The sequence below is a fragment of the Pseudoalteromonas sp. S554 genome (assembly GCF_005930865.1).
In the GTDB taxonomy this organism is placed as follows: domain Bacteria; phylum Pseudomonadota; class Gammaproteobacteria; order Enterobacterales; family Alteromonadaceae; genus Pseudoalteromonas; species Pseudoalteromonas marina.
Window position 1 is genome coordinate 1 of sequence record NZ_PNDV01000078.1, and the last position, 16,427, is coordinate 16,427.

Here is a 16,427-nt window from a genome sequence, read left to right on the forward strand (position 1 = left end):
AGGGCGCTTAAGACTTACAGCAAACCGGCGAAGGTTAAGTTCTTTTATAAAGAGATAGAAAATAAACGCAAAGATAGTGAAAAGGCCACGGCAATCAACCAACAGTGGTCTGGCGATATTACGTATTTAAAAGTCGGTGCTCGTTGGCATTACCTTGCAGTGGTTATCGACTTATATTCACGGCGAGTAATCGGCTGGGCGTTTGGTAAAAACAAAACAACGGAGCTTACGTTAAAGGCGCTAAGGCTTGCGATAAAAAAACGACAGCCAACAGAAAGTGTATTATTTCACACTGACCGAGGCGCAGAATACCGTGCTCACGTTGTACAAAAGTATTTGGCTAGCAAAAACATCAAAGCCAGTATGAATAGGCCTGGGTGCTGTACTGACAACGCAGAAGTCGAGTCGTTCTTTCATTCGCTTAAAGCAGATTTAATTCGAGGAAATAAATTTGAGAGCAGCGGTAAACTATTATCAAAATTAAAGGTTTACCTAAATTATTTTTACAATAGACAGCGATTGCATTCGAGTTTAGGATATAAATCACCTGCCGAGTTTGAATCGGCAGTTAATTAAAACGTGGACGGTGTCCACTTTATCGGGTGAAGATCAAAGCATTCCAAGAAGACCGTGGTTACAATTACCGTTTACAAGGCACATTAGAATTTGAAGGTGGTTTCAAAGCGGGTTTAAATCTTTTCAAGGCCAATCAAGGCGACCAGTTCAACTTTGAAAATGGTGTAGCTAGTTTAGACGGAGTAACTACAACAAACTATCGTTTTGGCGATGGTGAAAACTATAATTTTTCTGCCTCACCATCAAATGAACGTGACACGCACGTAGGTGCAATGCCCGGACTTGAGCAGTCAATCATACAACTAAATCTAGCATACCAACCATCTGACGAAACAAGTTTAGTGTTCATGGTTGGTAAATCATCAGATGATTACACATTTGCAGATGCTGCGGGCAATGCAGTTGCAGGAATTACATACTTTGGTACAGATGGAGTAGCCGACGCTAATGGCACAACGTACGATTCAAACAGTGTGATCAAAGGTGATACATCAGTAGAATATTTTGTTTTTGAAGCACAACAATACCTTATCCCTAAACAGTTATATGTAGCAGCTCGTTATTCAGAAGCAGAAAATACATCTGATTTAATTGAGCAAACAGACAATACAGTAGAGCGTATTCAAGTTGCTGCGGGCTACTGGTTTAACGATAAAACGTTATTAAAAGTGGAATATGTAAATCAAGAAGAAGGCGTTAGCTCTGCAGGCCAAATAGGCGCTGGTTTTGACGGTTTCACATCTGAGATTTCAGTTAAATTTTAACTTATATTCAGCAACTTAGTACTTAATATTCACGTAATTAAAGCTATTTTAATTCACTTTTATTAAGTACAAGTGCACCTTTTAATGTTAGAGATAAGGTATTTAAAATGAAAAATAAATTATTAATGCTTGCCTGTGGCATCATGGCAATGAGCAACGCTTACGCAAAAGAAACAATTACAATTGCTACTGTTAATAATGGTGACATGATCACCATGAAAGAACTAAGCAATGAATTCACCAGTCAAAACCCTAATATAGATTTGAAGTGGGTAACACTTGAAGAAAATATTTTACGCCAACGTGTAACAACAGACGTGGCAACAAAAGGTGGGCAGTATGATGTTATGACAATCGGTACTTATGAAGTACCAATTTGGGGTAAACAGAACTGGTTAACAGAGTTAGATAACCTTGGCAAAAATTACGATTTAGATGATTTACTACCCGCTATTCGAAGCGGCCTTACCGTTAACGATAAGCTATACGCCGCTCCTTTCTATGGCGAAAGCTCAATGGTTATGTACCGTACTGATTTAATGGCAAAAGCTGGGTTAACCATGCCTAAAGCACCGTCTTGGGACTTTATTAGAAAAGCAGCAAAAGCGATGACCAGTAAAGAGGATGGCGTTTATGGTATGTGTTTGCGTGGTAAAGCCGGTTGGGGAGAAAATATTGCACTGATTACATCAATGGCTAACTCATTCGGTGCACGTTGGTTTGACGAAAACTGGAAGCCTCAGTTTAATACACCTGAATGGAAAAAAACTCTTCAGTACTATGTTGATGTTATGAATGAATCAGGTCCTGCGGGTTCGTCAGCTAATGGCTTTAACGAAAATCTAGCATTATTTCAAACCGGTAAGTGTGGTATATGGATTGATGCAACAGTAGCTGGCGCATTTGTTACAAACAAAACAGATTCTGAAGTAGCCGATAAAGTTGGTTTTGCACTCGCACCTGACAACGGGCTAGGTAAACGTGGTAATTGGTTATGGTCGTGGACACTAGCCATTCCTTCAAGCAGTAAAAAACAAGATGCTGCAATGAAATTTATCAGCTGGGCAACATCTAAAGAATATACTCAACTTGTAGCCGATAAAAAAGGCTGGGCAAAAGTGCCACCGGGTACTCGTAAATCTTTATACAGTAACTCTCAGTATATGGAAGCAGCGCCTTTTGCTCAAATAACATTAGATTCAATCGAAACCGCAGATCCTAAAAACCCAACCGTAAAACCTGTTCCTTATGTTGGTATTCAGTTTGTTGCTATTCCGGAGTTTCAAGGGATAGGAACAGCAGTAGGGCAACAATTTTCAGCCGCTTTAACTGGGCAAATGACCGTTAAACAAGCGTTAAGCTCATCTCAACGTTTAGTTGAAAGAGCCATGCGCAAAGCGCGTTACCCTAAGTAGTATCAATTATAGGTGGGCAAGCTCTCAACTTGCCCTGTATTTTATGTCAGTTCTATTTATGATTTTACATATTATTAAGGGTTTCTGATTTTCACTTAATAGTGAGTAAATAGAATTGGCTTTTTTAAGGTCACCGTTATGGCAACAACTAACTCGCGTACGCTTGCTCGGTTCATGCTTCTTCCTATCGTAACATTGTTACTCGCTTGGATGATTGTTCCGCTGTGTATGACATTGTATTTTTCATTCATTGATTACAATTTATTGGTTCCTGGAGATAAAGAATTTGTAGTTTTTTTAAACTATGAGTTTTTTTAACTGATCCAGCGTTTTTTGAATCTTTTTTTAACACGCTTTATTTAGTTACTGGCGTGTTACTCATTACCATTTGTGGTGGTATAGGTTTGGCTATTTTATTAGACCAAGCAATATGGGGACGTAATTACGTTCGTATAATGGTACTTGCGCCATTTTTTGTTATGCCAACGGTTTCAGCCTTAGTGTGGAAAAACATGCTTATGAACCCTGTAAATGGTTTGTTTGCTCACTTTGCAATTTGGTTAGGTTTTGAGCCAATAGACTTTTTTGCTCAAATGCCGTTATTTTCAATCATTATAATTGTGTCTTGGCAGTGGTTACCATTTGCAGCACTGATTTTGCTTACAGCTATTCAATCACTAGACCGCGAACAATTAGAAGCTGCTGATTTAGATGGCGCAGGCCCATTTAGTAAGTTTTTCTATATTGTTTTACCTCATTTATCTCGCGCTGTGACTGCGGTGATATTAATTGAAACCATCTTTTTACTCTCTATATTTGCTGAAATATTGGTTACAACAAGCGGTGGGCCAGGTTATTCATCAACAAATATTACTTATTTAATTTATACCCAATCATTACTGCAATTTGATGTAGGTGGTGGTTCGGCAGGTGGCATAGTTGCCGTGATCATTGCAAATATAGTAGCAATATTTTTAATGCGCTTAATTGGCAAGAACTTGGAGGGGTAAAATGAGTATTAAAAATAACACACGTTCAACACTTATTTATACCATAGCGGCATGGACAGTTAGTTCAATGATTTTCTTCCCTATTTTATGGACGTTGATCACAAGCTTTAAAACAGAATCTGAGGCTATATCAGCTACACCCACTTTGTTTGCATTCGAGTGGACGCTAATAAATTACTCAGATGTATTATCACGCTCACCATACTTTACGCATTTTTGGAATTCGGTTGTTATTTCATTAGGGTCAAGTTTATTAGGTTTATTAATCGCTGTTCCGGCTGCATGGTCCATGGCTTTTGTGCAAAGTAAAAAAACAAAAATTTACTAATGTGGATGCTTTCGACCAAAATGCTACCGCCGGTAGGGGTGCTAATACCTATTTACTTATTATTTCGCGACTTCGGTTTACTCGATACAAAACTAGGTTTAGTTATCGTCATGACCCTTATAAATTTACCAATTATGATCTGGATGCTTTATACCTACTTCAGAGAAATACCGGGTGAAATATTAGAAGCTTCACGCATGGATGGTGCAACAATTGGCGAAGAAATATTTCATGTATTACTGCCTATAGCCTTACCTGGCATTGCTTCAACATTATTGTTAAATGTAATTTTAGCCTGGAACGAGGCATTTTGGACTCTAATATTAACCGCAGCAAATGCTGCACCGTTAACTGCATTTATAGCCAGTTATTCAAGCCCTGAAGGGTTATTTTACGCCAAATTATCGGCAGCATCTGCCATGGCCATTGTGCCAACTTTAATTCTTGGTTGGTTTAGTCAAAAACAATTAGTGCGCGGCTTAAGCTTTGGCGCAGTAAAGTAGGAGAACACACATGGGCAGCATCACACTAAAACAAGTCACTAAAAACTTTGACGACGTAAACGTTATTAAACCGTTAGATTTAGAAATTAAAGACGGTGAATTTATTGTTTTTGTTGGGCCATCAGGTTGTGGTAAATCAACATTACTACGCATGATTGCGGGGCTTGAAGACACAACAAGCGGAAATATTGAAATAGATGGGCAAGATGCAACACATACACCACCTGCTAAAAGAGGCTTAGCAATGGTGTTCCAGTCTTATGCGTTGTACCCACATATGAGCGTTCGCAATAACATTGCTTTTCCACTTAAGCGCGCTAAAGTAAGCGCTGCAGAAATAGAAACTAAAATCGCTAACGCCGCTAAAATTCTTAATTTAACTGATTATCTAGATCGAAAACCAGGACAGCTATCAGGTGGTCAACGTCAACGAGTAGCAATAGGGCGCGCAATTGTTAGACAACCCTCTGCGTTTTTATTCGATGAGCCACTACAATGATTTATGTAACTCACGACCAAGTTGAAGCAATGACAATGGCCGACAGAATTGCCGTATTTAATGGCGGTATTATCGAGCAAGTAGGTACTCCATTGGAGCTTTATCAACACCCAGTAAATAAATTTGTTGCGGGTTTTATTGGTTCACCAAAAATGAACTTTATTGATGTACCAAATGGTGACACTAATGGAGTGTCAAGCTTAGGTGTTCGTCCAGAGCACTTTATAATATCGCAAGATACAGGCACGTGGTCAGGTAAAGTAGGAGTAATTGAGCACTTAGGGTCTGAGAGTTTTTTACATGTAACACTTACAAATGGCAGCACAGTGACAGTAAAAGCTGATGGTGATTGCTCGCTCCAATACGGTGACTCTGTATTTTTAACTGCGCAAGAAAATAAAGTACACAAGTTTGATAAAAATGGGGTAACGATTAAAGCTAGCAACTAAGTTTGAAAGCAACAGAGCCAATACCTTATTTAGTCATAATTAACTTTAAGGTATTGGTTATTAGCTCATTATTGGCTTCGGCATTATATAAATAAATGATATATTTGCCTTAAAGCATAAGTTTGAAGCCATTAATAATATCAAACACAAGTTACTCCTTAATTACAGAGGTTTAAGTGGCAAAATTATCGAACACAGAAATAAGAAAACTTGATGATGCAGCAAGAGCGGGGTGGTTATATTATGTCGCCGGCCAAACTCAAGACGAAATAGCGAAAAAGCTTAATGTATCTCGTCAGTCAGCGCAGCGAATGGTCGCTTTATCAGTTAGCCAAGGCCTAATAAAAGTAAGACTCGATCACCCCATTGCCAAATGTATGGATTTAGCAGAAAAATTAAAAAGCCGATTTGGTTTAGCATCATGTGAAGTGGTGCCAAGCGATCCTTCTGAACCATCATCTACAGTTGGACTTGCACAAGCTGGTGCCGCTGAGATACAGCGCCATTTGAAATCAGAAACGCCAAAAGTATTAGCAATGGGAACAGGGAGAGTTTTGCGTGCTATTGTTGATGAACTACCAATACTTGATTGCCCACAACATAAAATAGTGGCTATGTTAGGTAACATGGCGTTAGATGGTTCGGCTTCGCCTTACGATGTTGTAGTTAGAATGGCTGAACACACTAATGCAAAACATTATCCGATGCCATTACCAGTTTTGCCGCGCAGTATTGAAGAAAAAAACCAACTTCATGCACAACATAATATAACTGCGAACCTGAAGCTTGCTAAAAATGCAGACGTAACTTTTGTTGGCATTGGTAGTTTAGGTGAAAAGTCACCATTACACATAGATGGTTTTGTTGACGCTGATGAATTAAAAGAGCTTCAAGACTTAGGCGCCGTTGGTGAAATGATCAGCTGGGTTTACGATAAAAATGGTAAATTGCTAGATTGCACTGTAAACCAACGCGTTGCGAGTACGCCATTAGTAACAAATGACAACAAACAAATTTATGCAATAGCTGCAGGTGAAGAAAAAGTGTTGGCTATACTAGGCGCTGTAAGATCAAACATGATTAGTGGTTTGATCACTAACGAATATACCGCAGAACGTTTACTCAGCATTGATTGAGTTATTTGAAAATTGCATTGTGTATTACAAAATTTTTATAGCGAACAAAACGCCCCAATGTCCGATACCGTCTAGTATTGGACATAATAAGAGTGCATTCATGCGCTCTTATTAAATAACATTTAACCACCTATAATTTATATTATGTTAAATACGGTATTTTAATTACTTAGCAAGGTAAAGTGCTTATCCATTTAACGTATAAGACGCTCTATTTCACTATTATTTATTTTAAATCATGATTAACGGCATAAACTTATACCGCTAATCATGTAGATATTTTAATTACAGCCTAACTCACTTGCTAAACTAAATACGGATGATTCTATTGTTTGTGCCTGATTACTCGTTAAATTAGGTAAAACATTAATGCCAGTTCTACTTTCAACTTCATCAATACTTACTTGGGTATTACAAAAATTATCTCTGCGGCCAGCACTTTGCTGCATAATAAATGCTGATGCTTTAATGGTGTTACCAGATTGCTTCATGACAATTTTAAAATAACCACTTGGTATAGTATGGTTTTCATTTGCTCGTGGTAAATCTGCAAAGTAATATTCGTACATTGGACCAGTAACTACGTATAAGTTATTTCCATCATCAACATGATTTCTTACCGCTGTTTCAAGCCTAACCCATGGCCCTTGGTTTAATGCTGAAGATTGTGGTGTAATATTAGAAAGCAAATTTGTTAAACGCCAATCAGCTGTATTACTAAAAGATGCCAATGGAACCTGATGCCCCCGGTCAGTATTAATTGTTGCATATGCATCGGTATAGTCACTGGGTTCAAGCGTATAATGGGAATATAAATCAGGGTCTGATTTCCAACTCCTTGATCTTGATGGTCCGCTCATTGTATTGGGCGTTACTTGGTATGCTACCCAGTCTGCAAATTTTGTGTAACGGTTATTTTTTAAAGTATAAATATTACGTTCAATTGTTTTACCGTTGTTTAATCCTGTTGGACAACCTTCTAAGCAATTGGCAGCATTGGCAGTTGAAGCTAATAATAAGCTTGTTAAGGTTAGTGATATATTTATAAATGATTTCATTGTTGTTTTATCCTGTATAAATGAGGATAAAAACCTAACAAGTTTATGTTACAGATATATTTAATTTTATAAATATATTCAACAAGTTAATTGTATACATGTATATTTAGCACTTAAGTATTGTGTTTAATTGTTAATTTATTCGTTCTAATTAATCGGTTAATAAAAAGGTAATAAGCACCCTACCAATAGTTATTTATGCATTTCAAATAAATCCTTGGCATAAAAAAACGCAGGCATTTGCCTGCGTTTTATAATTTAATAAAAAGATTAATGAAGTGCCGCTGTAAATGGAATACTTTTACAAATTTCAGCCTCAGCAACTAATAACTCTTCTAAACGCACGTCTACTTCTTCTTTGTCAAAGTATTCGTAGGCTAGCTCTACAAATAAGTTTTTGTGCTTTTCTTCTGATTTAGCAATGGCTACATAAAACTCTTTTTCTTTACCTTCAGGTAATGCTTGCGCAACTAATGAAAAACGTTCGTGTCCACGAGCTTCAATTACACCGCCAACTAATAACCTATCCATTAAAAAGCCATCACGTCCGTGCCTAAATAAAGCACGAATTTGCTTTATGTACGGATCTTTTTGGTCATCACCCAGTGTTGTGTCGCGTTCAGTTAATAGCTTGAGTACTTGTTTAAAATGAATAAGCTCTTCAAGGGCTAAATCGGTCATTGCTTTTACAAGTTTACGCTTGTCTGGGTAATGCGAAAGCATTGAAATAGCCATACCTGATGCTTTTTTTTCAGCAGCCGCATGATCTTGCAAAAAGGTGTTAAAGTCGGCAAGTACAGCCTCGGTCCATTCAAATGGCGTTTGGTATTTTAATTCAAACATAATAAATACTACTTAAAAAATAATGCGGGAATTTTAACGTATTTGAAAATAAAAATCTCGCAATAGGTTTTAGTAAAGCAATGCTCTTAAGGCTTAATTTAGATAATTACAGTTGAGAGGTGTAAGGTAAATGTTTATCTATGCGCCCTTTTGCTGTCGACTCTATTTTTAACGGGTGCTTAATATCGTTCCATGCGGTGACTTTTCCGCCCATATTCATTTTATCAAAATCAGTTTTATCACTTTGTATGTTCAAAAAACCACATACTTTTTGATAACTCCCCGCCTTTGCAATATCAATCGATAAAAAGTCAGCTTGTCTTTTTTCAAAATAATACTGTGCAGCATTTAGGTGACGCTTGTAACAGTCAGCTAAGTAACTATCATCACTAATGTTTTCGAGAGATAAATTAGAAAAAACATCAAAGTAACACCGTTTTATATGAATATTAAAACCGCCATCTGTACGTGTTAAATTAGTATGCATACGTGTGAGTAATTGCCTAATGGATGGCAACCAAACATCAATTTCTCTTTCCAAATATATAAACTTAGACCCTGGGTAATGCTTATCAAGCATTTTATAGTCAGTAAATATGGGGGTGTCGGCAATCGCTTTTGCATTGTCAAAGCTGGCTGTTGTGTATGCTGTGTGTGCGGTTGGTAATCCTAATTCTAGTAGTGCGTGGCACACACTAGTTGTGCCTGTTCTTGGTAGGCCTATTACAAATATTTTAGTCATGTACTGTACTTTAATTAGCTATTACGAGTGAGTAATAAAACAAACGCACTTATTATCATAACCAGAAAAGTAGCTACAGTCCCTATTTGACGATACTTTAAGTTTTTTTCTACTATACCTAGGTTGTGAAAAAATCGACCAATTAACAAAGATGCGCCTAAAAGGTGACAATAATGACTGGCTAGACCTTGGTATTCAGCTAAAAATAATAAAATAACGGCAAAAGGTACATATTCCATAAAGTTTGCATGTGCTCTAATTGCACGTTGTAAAACTGAATTACCGTTATCACCTAATGATATTTGCTCTGCTCTGCGAACTTTTATGACATTAAAGCTTAAATAAATATAAAAAAAAGCGAGTAATGCAGCATATGTTGAAATAATCACAGTGTGTTCCTATTAGTTTTTTTAAACGCATTAAGTATGCGCAGTGTTAAGCTGTGCAGATAATAACATATAAATTAACGGCTTTATCACAAGTTTAAAGTTCAACTATGATAAGGTAATAGCCATATTTTATACGCAATCATAGGGATTATATGTTTGTTCCTCGCAAAGTGGCCGATAGTTATCGTGAAATGATAAACAGCATTGGCTTTTACCCTTCTGTGCTTTCTGTTGGTTTTTTGTTTTTTGCCATCATTACAATGTCGGTTGAATATTTAGCGCCTGTTGAGCAGTTGAAGTCTTTTATCTCAGTTGTTTTGGTTGATAGCGCAGAAAATGCGCGAACAATTTTAAGTACGCTTGCAGGTAGTATTATCTCATTGACTGTATTTAGTTTTTCTATGGTTATGGTGGTTTTAAACTCTGCTAGTGCGAGTCTATCGCCTCGCGTTGTGCCCGGCTTAATTACTAGAAAGTCTCATCAAATGGTGCTCGGCTTTTACTTAGGCAGTATCATTTACTCTATCATCATGCTTATAAATATTAATAAGTTAGAAGGCGGCAGTACTGCAATTCCGTCTATAGGTGTTTTATTTGCTTTAATTTTTGGTTTGATTTCATTAGGGTTATTTGTATTTTTTATTCATTCTATTTCACGCGCTATCCAAGTCGATAATGTCCTCAATGGTTTGTTTAGCCAGACTAAAAAAGAAATTAAAGCGATCATTAAAAGACAAAAAGAGGCCCCTGTTAGTGAGTTTCCTGATTTTTCAACATGGCACTCCATAAGCAGTAAAACAGAGGGTTACTATAAGGGTGTGCAAACTGATAAACTGTGTGCAATTTTAAAAGAGCACGATATAAACTTATATATTTCTGTTAACCAAGGATATTTTACAGTAAAAGGTTATCCATTTTTAAAATGTAATGTCGATATAACCCACGATGAAGAGCTCTTAGAAAAAATATTAGATTGCTTTATTTTTTATATAGAAGAGTACATTAGCGACCACTACCGCTATGGTTTAACACAAATATCTGAAATAGCAGTAAAAGCTATGAGCCCTGGCATTAACGATCCAGGTACCGCTGTTAAATCAATTGATATGCTGAGTATTTTACTGATTGAGCGCCTATCTCTTAACGATATAAATTATTCGTTTAAGCACAGTGAAAAAAAACCGCTTTTATATTTACATGAAACCAGTTTTGATGAGTTACTGCATGATAACTTTTCGCCGCTTCGTCATTATGCAAAAGGTGACGCCTACGTAATGACAAATATATTAGAAGCATTTAAAAATATTTTATTTGTGGCGCACGATAATGAAAAAGCACGCGAAAGCTTATTTAATTATTTATTCGCTATTGTTGATGACATAAACATGAATGTGACTAACGAGTACGACAGGCGCGAAATTTGTAATATGCTAAATTCTATAACACGCATCAATGAGCAACAAGGTAGTCAATTGGTGGCACGTTTTGAGCACCACCAAAATAATTCCTACTCAATATAATAAATAGCGTAACTTGATGCTGTTACCTTAATTTCTCCACTGTGATACGCATCCGGGACATAATTACCGGGTGCACTATCCGCCATTACCATTTCTTTTGCACGCATATAGGGCTGAGTTTGAACATTAAGTGGACTCAACGATGCGTTATATAGTCCTTTTAACGACACATCAAAGTCGTCGCTTAATTCTTTAGCCGCTTTTTTAGCATCTTGTATTGCCATTTTTTGAGCTTTTTTATGAAGCTCGTTATAGTTGCTAGCTAAAAATTGGGTATTGTTAATTTGGTTTATGCCGTTATTAACCAAACTTTGTAATAACGTAGGATATTTACTTATATCAGTAAGTTTGACCGTTAGTGTTCGGGTAATTTTGAAACCGATAAATTCTTGCTGTCCAGTTTGGCGATTGTATTGAGTATCGCGGTGTATATTAATTTGCCCTGCGTTAATGTCAGTGTCTTTAACGCCTAACGTTTTTACTAATTTGATGGCTTTTGCCATAGTGATATCGGCTTTGTTTTTTGCAGCTATTAGGTCTTTATTTACCTCAGTGATACCCACACTCATTTGTACATAATCAGGCATGGTGGTAAGTGTCGCTTGCCCTTTCACATATATGTGTGGTGCATCGGGTGTTGGGCTGGCAACGGCATTAAAACTAAGTGTGCTTAATGCTATGGTGCTGCCGAGAAAAAGTTTTAGTGTGTTCATCATAGAATCCTTTTTGTTTTATACTAATTTGCTTAATTAAGTATGATCGCGGATTTGCATTAGCTCTATTAAAGAGCCTAATGGGTTAACAATAAATGAACAAGCATAAAAAAACAGGCTAGCGCCTGTTTTTTGTTAGGTGTTGTAACGCAGGGTTACATAAAATTACTTATACCACTTAAACGCTGCAACGTTTGTAGTTACGGTATTTTGGTAACCAATAATTTTTATCAATGGCTGCCCACAGAGCATCGTCAGAAATTTCCAATGCAACACCCTCTTCAATCGCTTTTTTAGCAATAGCAAATGCAATGCGTTTACTAAGCGGTTCAATTTCTGTTAATGCTGGTAATAAACTGCCTTTACCGCTGTTTGCTCGCGGTGAAGACTCAGCAAGCATTTCACTCGACACGCTAAGCATGGCATCTGTAATGCGTGTAGCCTTAGCTGCAATAACGCCTAAACCAATACCAGGGAAAATATAACTGTTGTTACACTGTGGAATTGGGAAAGTTTCACCATTATATTCAACGGGATCAAACGGGCTACCTGTTGCAACTAATGCTTTACCATCAGTCCACTTGATAACGTCTTCTGGGTGTGCTTCTACCTGTTTAGACGGGTTACTTAACGGGAAAATTATAGGTTGTTCACACGTTGAATGCATTGCACGAATAACTTGCTCTGTAAACAAACCCGGCTGACCCGATACACCAATAAGTATGTCTGGTTTTGCACAATGCATTACATCTAACAATGACGCGTATTCACCACTGTAAGTCCAATCATTTAGCGTGTCTGTTGGTTGTGCTAAAGCTTGTTGGAAGTCGCGTAGACCTTCCATGCCATTAGTTAACAGACCAAAACGATCAACCATAAATACTTGGCTACGCGCTTGCTCTTCAGAGATACCTTCAAATACCATTTGGCTAATAATTTGCTCAGCAATACCACAACCCGCAGAGCCTGCACCAACAAATACAACTTTTTGTTGGCTAAGAGTTGAGCCTTTAACACGACACGCAGCTAATAAAGAGCCAACTGTTACTGATGCAGTGCCTTGAATGTCATCGTTAAAGCTACAAATTTCTTCACGATAGCGCTTAAGAAGCGGCATGGCATTAGGTTGTGCAAAGTCTTCAAATTGAAGCAATACATTTGGCCAACGGCGTTTGACCGCTTTAATAAATAGATCTAAAAACTCATCGTACTCGTCTTGAGCTATACGTTTATGGCGTGCGCCCATATACATAGGATCATTTAAAAGCTTTTCGTTGTTGGTCCCTACGTCAAGCATAACTGGCAATGTATATGCTGGGCTTATGCCACCACACGCGGTGTACAATGACAATTTACCAATAGGAATACCCATGCCACCAATACCTTGGTCGCCTAGCCCTAATATACGTTCACCATCGGTCACAACAATGACTTTTACTTTACCCTTTGTGGCATTACGTAAAATGTCGTCAATTTGATAACGGTCTTCGTACGAAATAAACAAGCCACGTGCGCTGCGGTAAATATCCGAAAACTTTTCACAGGCATCACCCACTGTAGGGGTGTAAATAATTGGCATCATTTCTTCAAGATGATCGCGCACTAAGCGGTAGTAAAGCGTTTCGTTGTTATCTTGAATGGCACGTAAATAAATGTGCTTATTTAAATTGTCGGTAAAACTCGAGTATTGCTGATAACAACGTTCAACTTGCTCTTCGATGGTTTCAAAGCGTGGAGGAAGTAAACCTGCAAGGTTAAAATTTTCGCGCTCTTTTTTACTAAACGCACTACCCTTGTTTAGTAATGGCGTTTCAATAAGGCCAGGGCCAGAGTGATGAATATATAAGTAATTAGGATCAGTATTTGTTGTCATATTTCCAGGCTTTAATGGAGTCTTAAGTTATGATCTGTCATTATCAATGCTCAGAATTTAAATGCAATGAACATAGTACTTGTCAGACCATTGAGAATACAAACACGCACATAGGTCGTGTTTGTATTATACATAATTTAAAATTTGAAAGTGGCGTTATTGTTAGTTAAATCAGACAACGCAACACCTTCACGGCGCGGATCGGCTGCGCCATACAGCTTATTATTTTTCACTTCAACACCATGTAAACCTGAATTTAGGTCTAACACACGCACTTTATGACCACGTGAAGTGAGTGCTGGTGCAAGTGATTCAATAACGGTGCCTTTTTCAAGGCTGGTGTAATCATTACGATTAGTAGTACGCGGCAGGTTAATAGCTTCTTGCACCGATAAATTCCAGTCTAAAACGCCAACAACTACTTGAGCGACGTAGTCAATAATGCGGCTACCACCAGGAGATCCTACAACTAAACGTAAGCTACCATCTTCATTAAAAACCATAACCGGTGACATAGAACTGCGCGGGCGTTTTCCTGGCTCTACACGATTAGCAACTAACTTACCGTTTTTACTAGGAGAAAGTGAGAAATCGGTTAACTGATTATTTAAAATATAACCATTAACCATAACTGTAGAGCCAAATGCCATTTCTATTGAGCTGGTCATTGATACTGCATTACCAAAGCTATCAACAATAGAGACATGCGATGTTGAAGGGAGTTCATACGAATCATCTTGTGCATAACTTAAGTAGTTAACGGGGTCGCCGGCAACTGCATGCTGATCTTTTTCGGTTATGAGTGTTGCGCGTGATTTAATGTAGCTTTTGTTTAATAGCGCTTGAGTTGGTACCTCAGTAAAATCTGGGTCACCCATGTATACATTTCTATCGGCAAAGGCAATACGCGACGCTTGGCTGAAGTAGTGAATTGCTTGTTCGCTGTTAGGCTTTAAGGCAGAAATATTTGTATGCTCTAGTAACCCTAGTATTTGTAAAACAGCCACACCGCCACTACTTGGTGGTGCCATAGAACATACGTTATAAACACGGTATTTTATACAAACTGCATCGCGTTCTTTGCTTTTGTATTGTGCAAGGTCTAGCTGAGTTAATTTACCGGGTGCAATTTTTGAATTTTGTACCGCACTTACCATTTTTTTTGCATTTTCACCTTTATAAAATGCATCAATGCCTTCATTAGCAATGGCTTTGTATAAATCAGCAAGCGGCTGATTTTTTTTAACGGTACCGGCCTCAATGAGTTTACCATTTGGGTAAAAGTATTCATTTATCACTGGCATACTCATAACACCTGGATTTAGCTGGCGAGCTAACAAACCATGTAATCGAGGCGATACAACAAACCCTTGTTCAGCAAGTTCAATAGCCGGTTTAAATAGCTGTTCCCAAGGTAATAAACCATAGTGCTTATGCGCATTTGCGAAGGCATGTAGAACACCAGGTACACCTACAGAACGACCGCCTACAACGGCTTCAATCCATTTGACCGCTTTGCCATGCTTATTTAAAAATAAATTTTCATTCGCATTTTTAGGGGCCGTTTCTCTTCCATCAAAGCTGGTTAACTTATTATTTGCTTTGTTGTAATACATCATAAATGTACCGCCACCAATACCCGATGACTGAGGCTCAACAAGTGTTAAAACAAGTTGAGTGGCTATTGCTGCATCAACTGCACTGCCGCCTTTTGCTAATATTTGCTGTCCCGCTTGAGATGCATACGGATTTGCCGCGGCAACCATGTATTTGTCACCTACAACAATCTGCTTAGAACTAATTGATGTGGTAGCTTCTGGTTCGCGAACTTCTACTTTTGTGGGTTCTTTTGATAGCACCGGCAAAGAGAGTACACCTAAGCCGATAGCAAATAATGAGTTAAGTTTAAAATGCATAAAAAATACTAAAAACACTTAATTACAATAGGTAATTGGCATCTTAAAGTTAAACGGGCACAATATGCAAAAATTAATACTAAAAAAATACAATAAAATGCTTAATTTACCTATACAGCCTCGTTATATTTTACCACCTTTATTATTGATACTTTTTAGCACTATTTTTGCTGCATTGGATTTAAATAATTTACTAGAATTTAACCGAACATTAGTTAACAAAGGTGAGCTTTGGCGTATTTTTACTAGCCAATTTGTACACGCAAATTGGGCCCATTTGGGGTTAAATATAAGCGGGATTTTTTTAATTTGGTTATTACATGGTGAGTATACTACCCCTACCCGGTACTTTCTAAATACGATCACTTTAGCGCTTTGGTGTGGTTTAGGCGTGTATTTTTATTGCCCAGACATACATATCTATACAGGTTTAAGCGCGCTGTTACACGGTGTTATTATTTGGGGCGCAGTAAAAGATATTACACAAGGGCTTAAATCGGGCTATTTATTATTCATCGGTGTGTGGGTAAAAATAGCATATGAGCAATTGAGTGGTCCAAGTGCTGATATTGGCGAGCTTATTAATTCGACCGTTGCAATAGATGCTCATTTAATTGGCGCTATTGGTGGATCATTGTTAGGCATCGAGCTTGTTATTAAATATTATAAAAATAGGGCCAAAGGTTAAATAAA

General features: G+C 37.7%; 12 protein-coding genes and 4 pseudogenes. 9 read left to right on the forward strand and 7 right to left on the reverse strand.

Going from position 1 to position 16,427, the window contains the following annotated elements; all coding sequences use genetic code 11:
• The 7 genes and pseudogenes from CWB65_RS15595 to CWB65_RS15625 form a co-directional block, all read left to right on the forward strand.
• A partial coding sequence (locus CWB65_RS15595; protein WP_138740947.1) for an IS3 family transposase occupies positions 1–576 on the forward strand: 576 nt, incomplete at its 5' end.
• 35 nt (positions 577–611) lie between these two features.
• A pseudogene (locus tag CWB65_RS15600) lies at positions 612–1,340 on the forward strand (hypothetical protein); the annotation flags it as partial.
• Positions 1,341–1,447: 107 nt separating this feature from the next.
• Positions 1,448–2,755 carry an ABC transporter substrate-binding protein gene (locus CWB65_RS15605; RefSeq protein ID WP_138740948.1) on the forward strand — a complete coding sequence of 436 codons (1,308 nt, stop codon included), beginning with the start codon at positions 1,448–1,450 and terminating at the stop codon, positions 2,753–2,755.
• A 138-nt stretch (positions 2,756–2,893) separates the two neighbouring features.
• Positions 2,894–3,765: pseudogene (locus tag CWB65_RS15610) on the forward strand (carbohydrate ABC transporter permease).
• A 1-nt stretch (position 3,766) separates the two neighbouring features.
• Positions 3,767–4,596: pseudogene (locus tag CWB65_RS15615) on the forward strand (carbohydrate ABC transporter permease).
• A gap of 10 nt (positions 4,597–4,606) precedes the next feature.
• Positions 4,607–5,544 (forward strand): annotated as a pseudogene (locus CWB65_RS15620) (ABC transporter ATP-binding protein).
• A 176-nt stretch (positions 5,545–5,720) separates the two neighbouring features.
• Positions 5,721–6,680 (forward strand): sugar-binding transcriptional regulator, encoded by a 960-nt coding sequence (locus tag CWB65_RS15625; RefSeq protein WP_138740949.1) that lies wholly within the window; start codon positions 5,721–5,723, stop codon positions 6,678–6,680.
• Positions 6,681–6,961: 281 nt separating this feature from the next.
• Here CWB65_RS15625 and CWB65_RS15630 read toward each other — a convergent pair whose 3' ends face one another.
• From CWB65_RS15630 to CWB65_RS15645, 4 genes are all read right to left on the reverse strand, one after another.
• On the reverse strand, positions 6,962–7,738 hold the full coding sequence (locus tag CWB65_RS15630; RefSeq protein WP_138740950.1) for a DNA/RNA non-specific endonuclease: 777 nt from the start codon (positions 7,736–7,738) through the stop codon (positions 6,962–6,964).
• A gap of 270 nt (positions 7,739–8,008) precedes the next feature.
• Complete coding sequence (locus CWB65_RS15635) at positions 8,009–8,581, reverse strand: MiaE family protein (RefSeq protein WP_008133023.1); 573 nt, start codon at positions 8,579–8,581, stop codon at positions 8,009–8,011.
• Positions 8,582–8,687: 106 nt separating this feature from the next.
• Positions 8,688–9,323 carry a sulfotransferase gene (locus CWB65_RS15640; protein ID WP_138740951.1) on the reverse strand — a complete coding sequence of 212 codons (636 nt, stop codon included), beginning with the start codon at positions 9,321–9,323 and terminating at the stop codon, positions 8,688–8,690.
• Between the two features lie 14 nt (positions 9,324–9,337).
• A complete protein-coding gene (locus CWB65_RS15645; RefSeq protein WP_006792956.1) occupies positions 9,338–9,712 on the reverse strand; it encodes an MAPEG family protein in 375 nt (124 codons plus the stop codon).
• A gap of 152 nt (positions 9,713–9,864) precedes the next feature.
• On the opposite strand from CWB65_RS15645, the gene CWB65_RS15650 reads away from it, so the two are divergent.
• Positions 9,865–11,232 carry a DUF2254 domain-containing protein gene (locus tag CWB65_RS15650; protein WP_138740952.1) on the forward strand — a complete coding sequence of 456 codons (1,368 nt, stop codon included), beginning with the start codon at positions 9,865–9,867 and terminating at the stop codon, positions 11,230–11,232.
• On the opposite strand, the gene CWB65_RS15655 is transcribed toward CWB65_RS15650, so the two are convergent.
• From CWB65_RS15655 to ggt, 3 genes are all read right to left on the reverse strand, one after another.
• Positions 11,220–11,945 (reverse strand): SIMPL domain-containing protein, encoded by a 726-nt coding sequence (locus CWB65_RS15655; RefSeq protein WP_138741003.1) that lies wholly within the window; start codon positions 11,943–11,945, stop codon positions 11,220–11,222. The two genes, CWB65_RS15650 and CWB65_RS15655, sit on opposite strands and share 13 nt — an antisense overlap.
• Before the next feature lie 178 nt (positions 11,946–12,123).
• Positions 12,124–13,818: an NAD-dependent malic enzyme gene (locus CWB65_RS15660; protein ID WP_138740953.1), complete on the reverse strand. Its 1,695-nt coding sequence runs from the start codon at positions 13,816–13,818 to the stop codon at positions 12,124–12,126.
• Positions 13,819–13,955: 137 nt separating this feature from the next.
• Positions 13,956–15,734 carry a gamma-glutamyltransferase gene (ggt, locus tag CWB65_RS15665; protein ID WP_138740954.1) on the reverse strand — a complete coding sequence of 593 codons (1,779 nt, stop codon included), beginning with the start codon at positions 15,732–15,734 and terminating at the stop codon, positions 13,956–13,958.
• Between the two features lie 64 nt (positions 15,735–15,798).
• Here ggt and rrtA point away from each other — a divergent pair, with 64 nt between their 5' ends.
• Complete coding sequence (gene rrtA, locus CWB65_RS15670) at positions 15,799–16,422, forward strand: rhombosortase (protein WP_138740955.1); 624 nt, start codon at positions 15,799–15,801, stop codon at positions 16,420–16,422.
• Positions 16,423–16,427 lie beyond the last annotated feature (5 nt).

Bases quoted from the DNA above. Each gene is read 5' to 3' on its own strand.
- ggt (WP_138740954.1), bottom strand. From the start codon at position 15,734: ATGCATTTTAAACTTAACTCATTATTTGCTATCGGCTTAGGTGTACTC.
- CWB65_RS15660 (WP_138740953.1), bottom strand. From the start codon at position 13,818: ATGACAACAAATACTGATCCTAATTACTTATATATTCATCACTCTGGC.
- rrtA (WP_138740955.1), top strand. From the start codon at position 15,799: ATGCAAAAATTAATACTAAAAAAATACAATAAAATGCTTAATTTACCT.
- CWB65_RS15605 (WP_138740948.1), top strand. From the start codon at position 1,448: ATGAAAAATAAATTATTAATGCTTGCCTGTGGCATCATGGCAATGAGC.
- CWB65_RS15650 (WP_138740952.1), top strand. From the start codon at position 9,865: ATGTTTGTTCCTCGCAAAGTGGCCGATAGTTATCGTGAAATGATAAAC.
- CWB65_RS15655 (WP_138741003.1), bottom strand. From the start codon at position 11,945: ATGAACACACTAAAACTTTTTCTCGGCAGCACCATAGCATTAAGCACA.
- CWB65_RS15640 (WP_138740951.1), bottom strand. From the start codon at position 9,323: ATGACTAAAATATTTGTAATAGGCCTACCAAGAACAGGCACAACTAGT.
- CWB65_RS15635 (WP_008133023.1), bottom strand. From the start codon at position 8,581: ATGTTTGAATTAAAATACCAAACGCCATTTGAATGGACCGAGGCTGTA.
- CWB65_RS15630 (WP_138740950.1), bottom strand. From the start codon at position 7,738: ATGAAATCATTTATAAATATATCACTAACCTTAACAAGCTTATTATTA.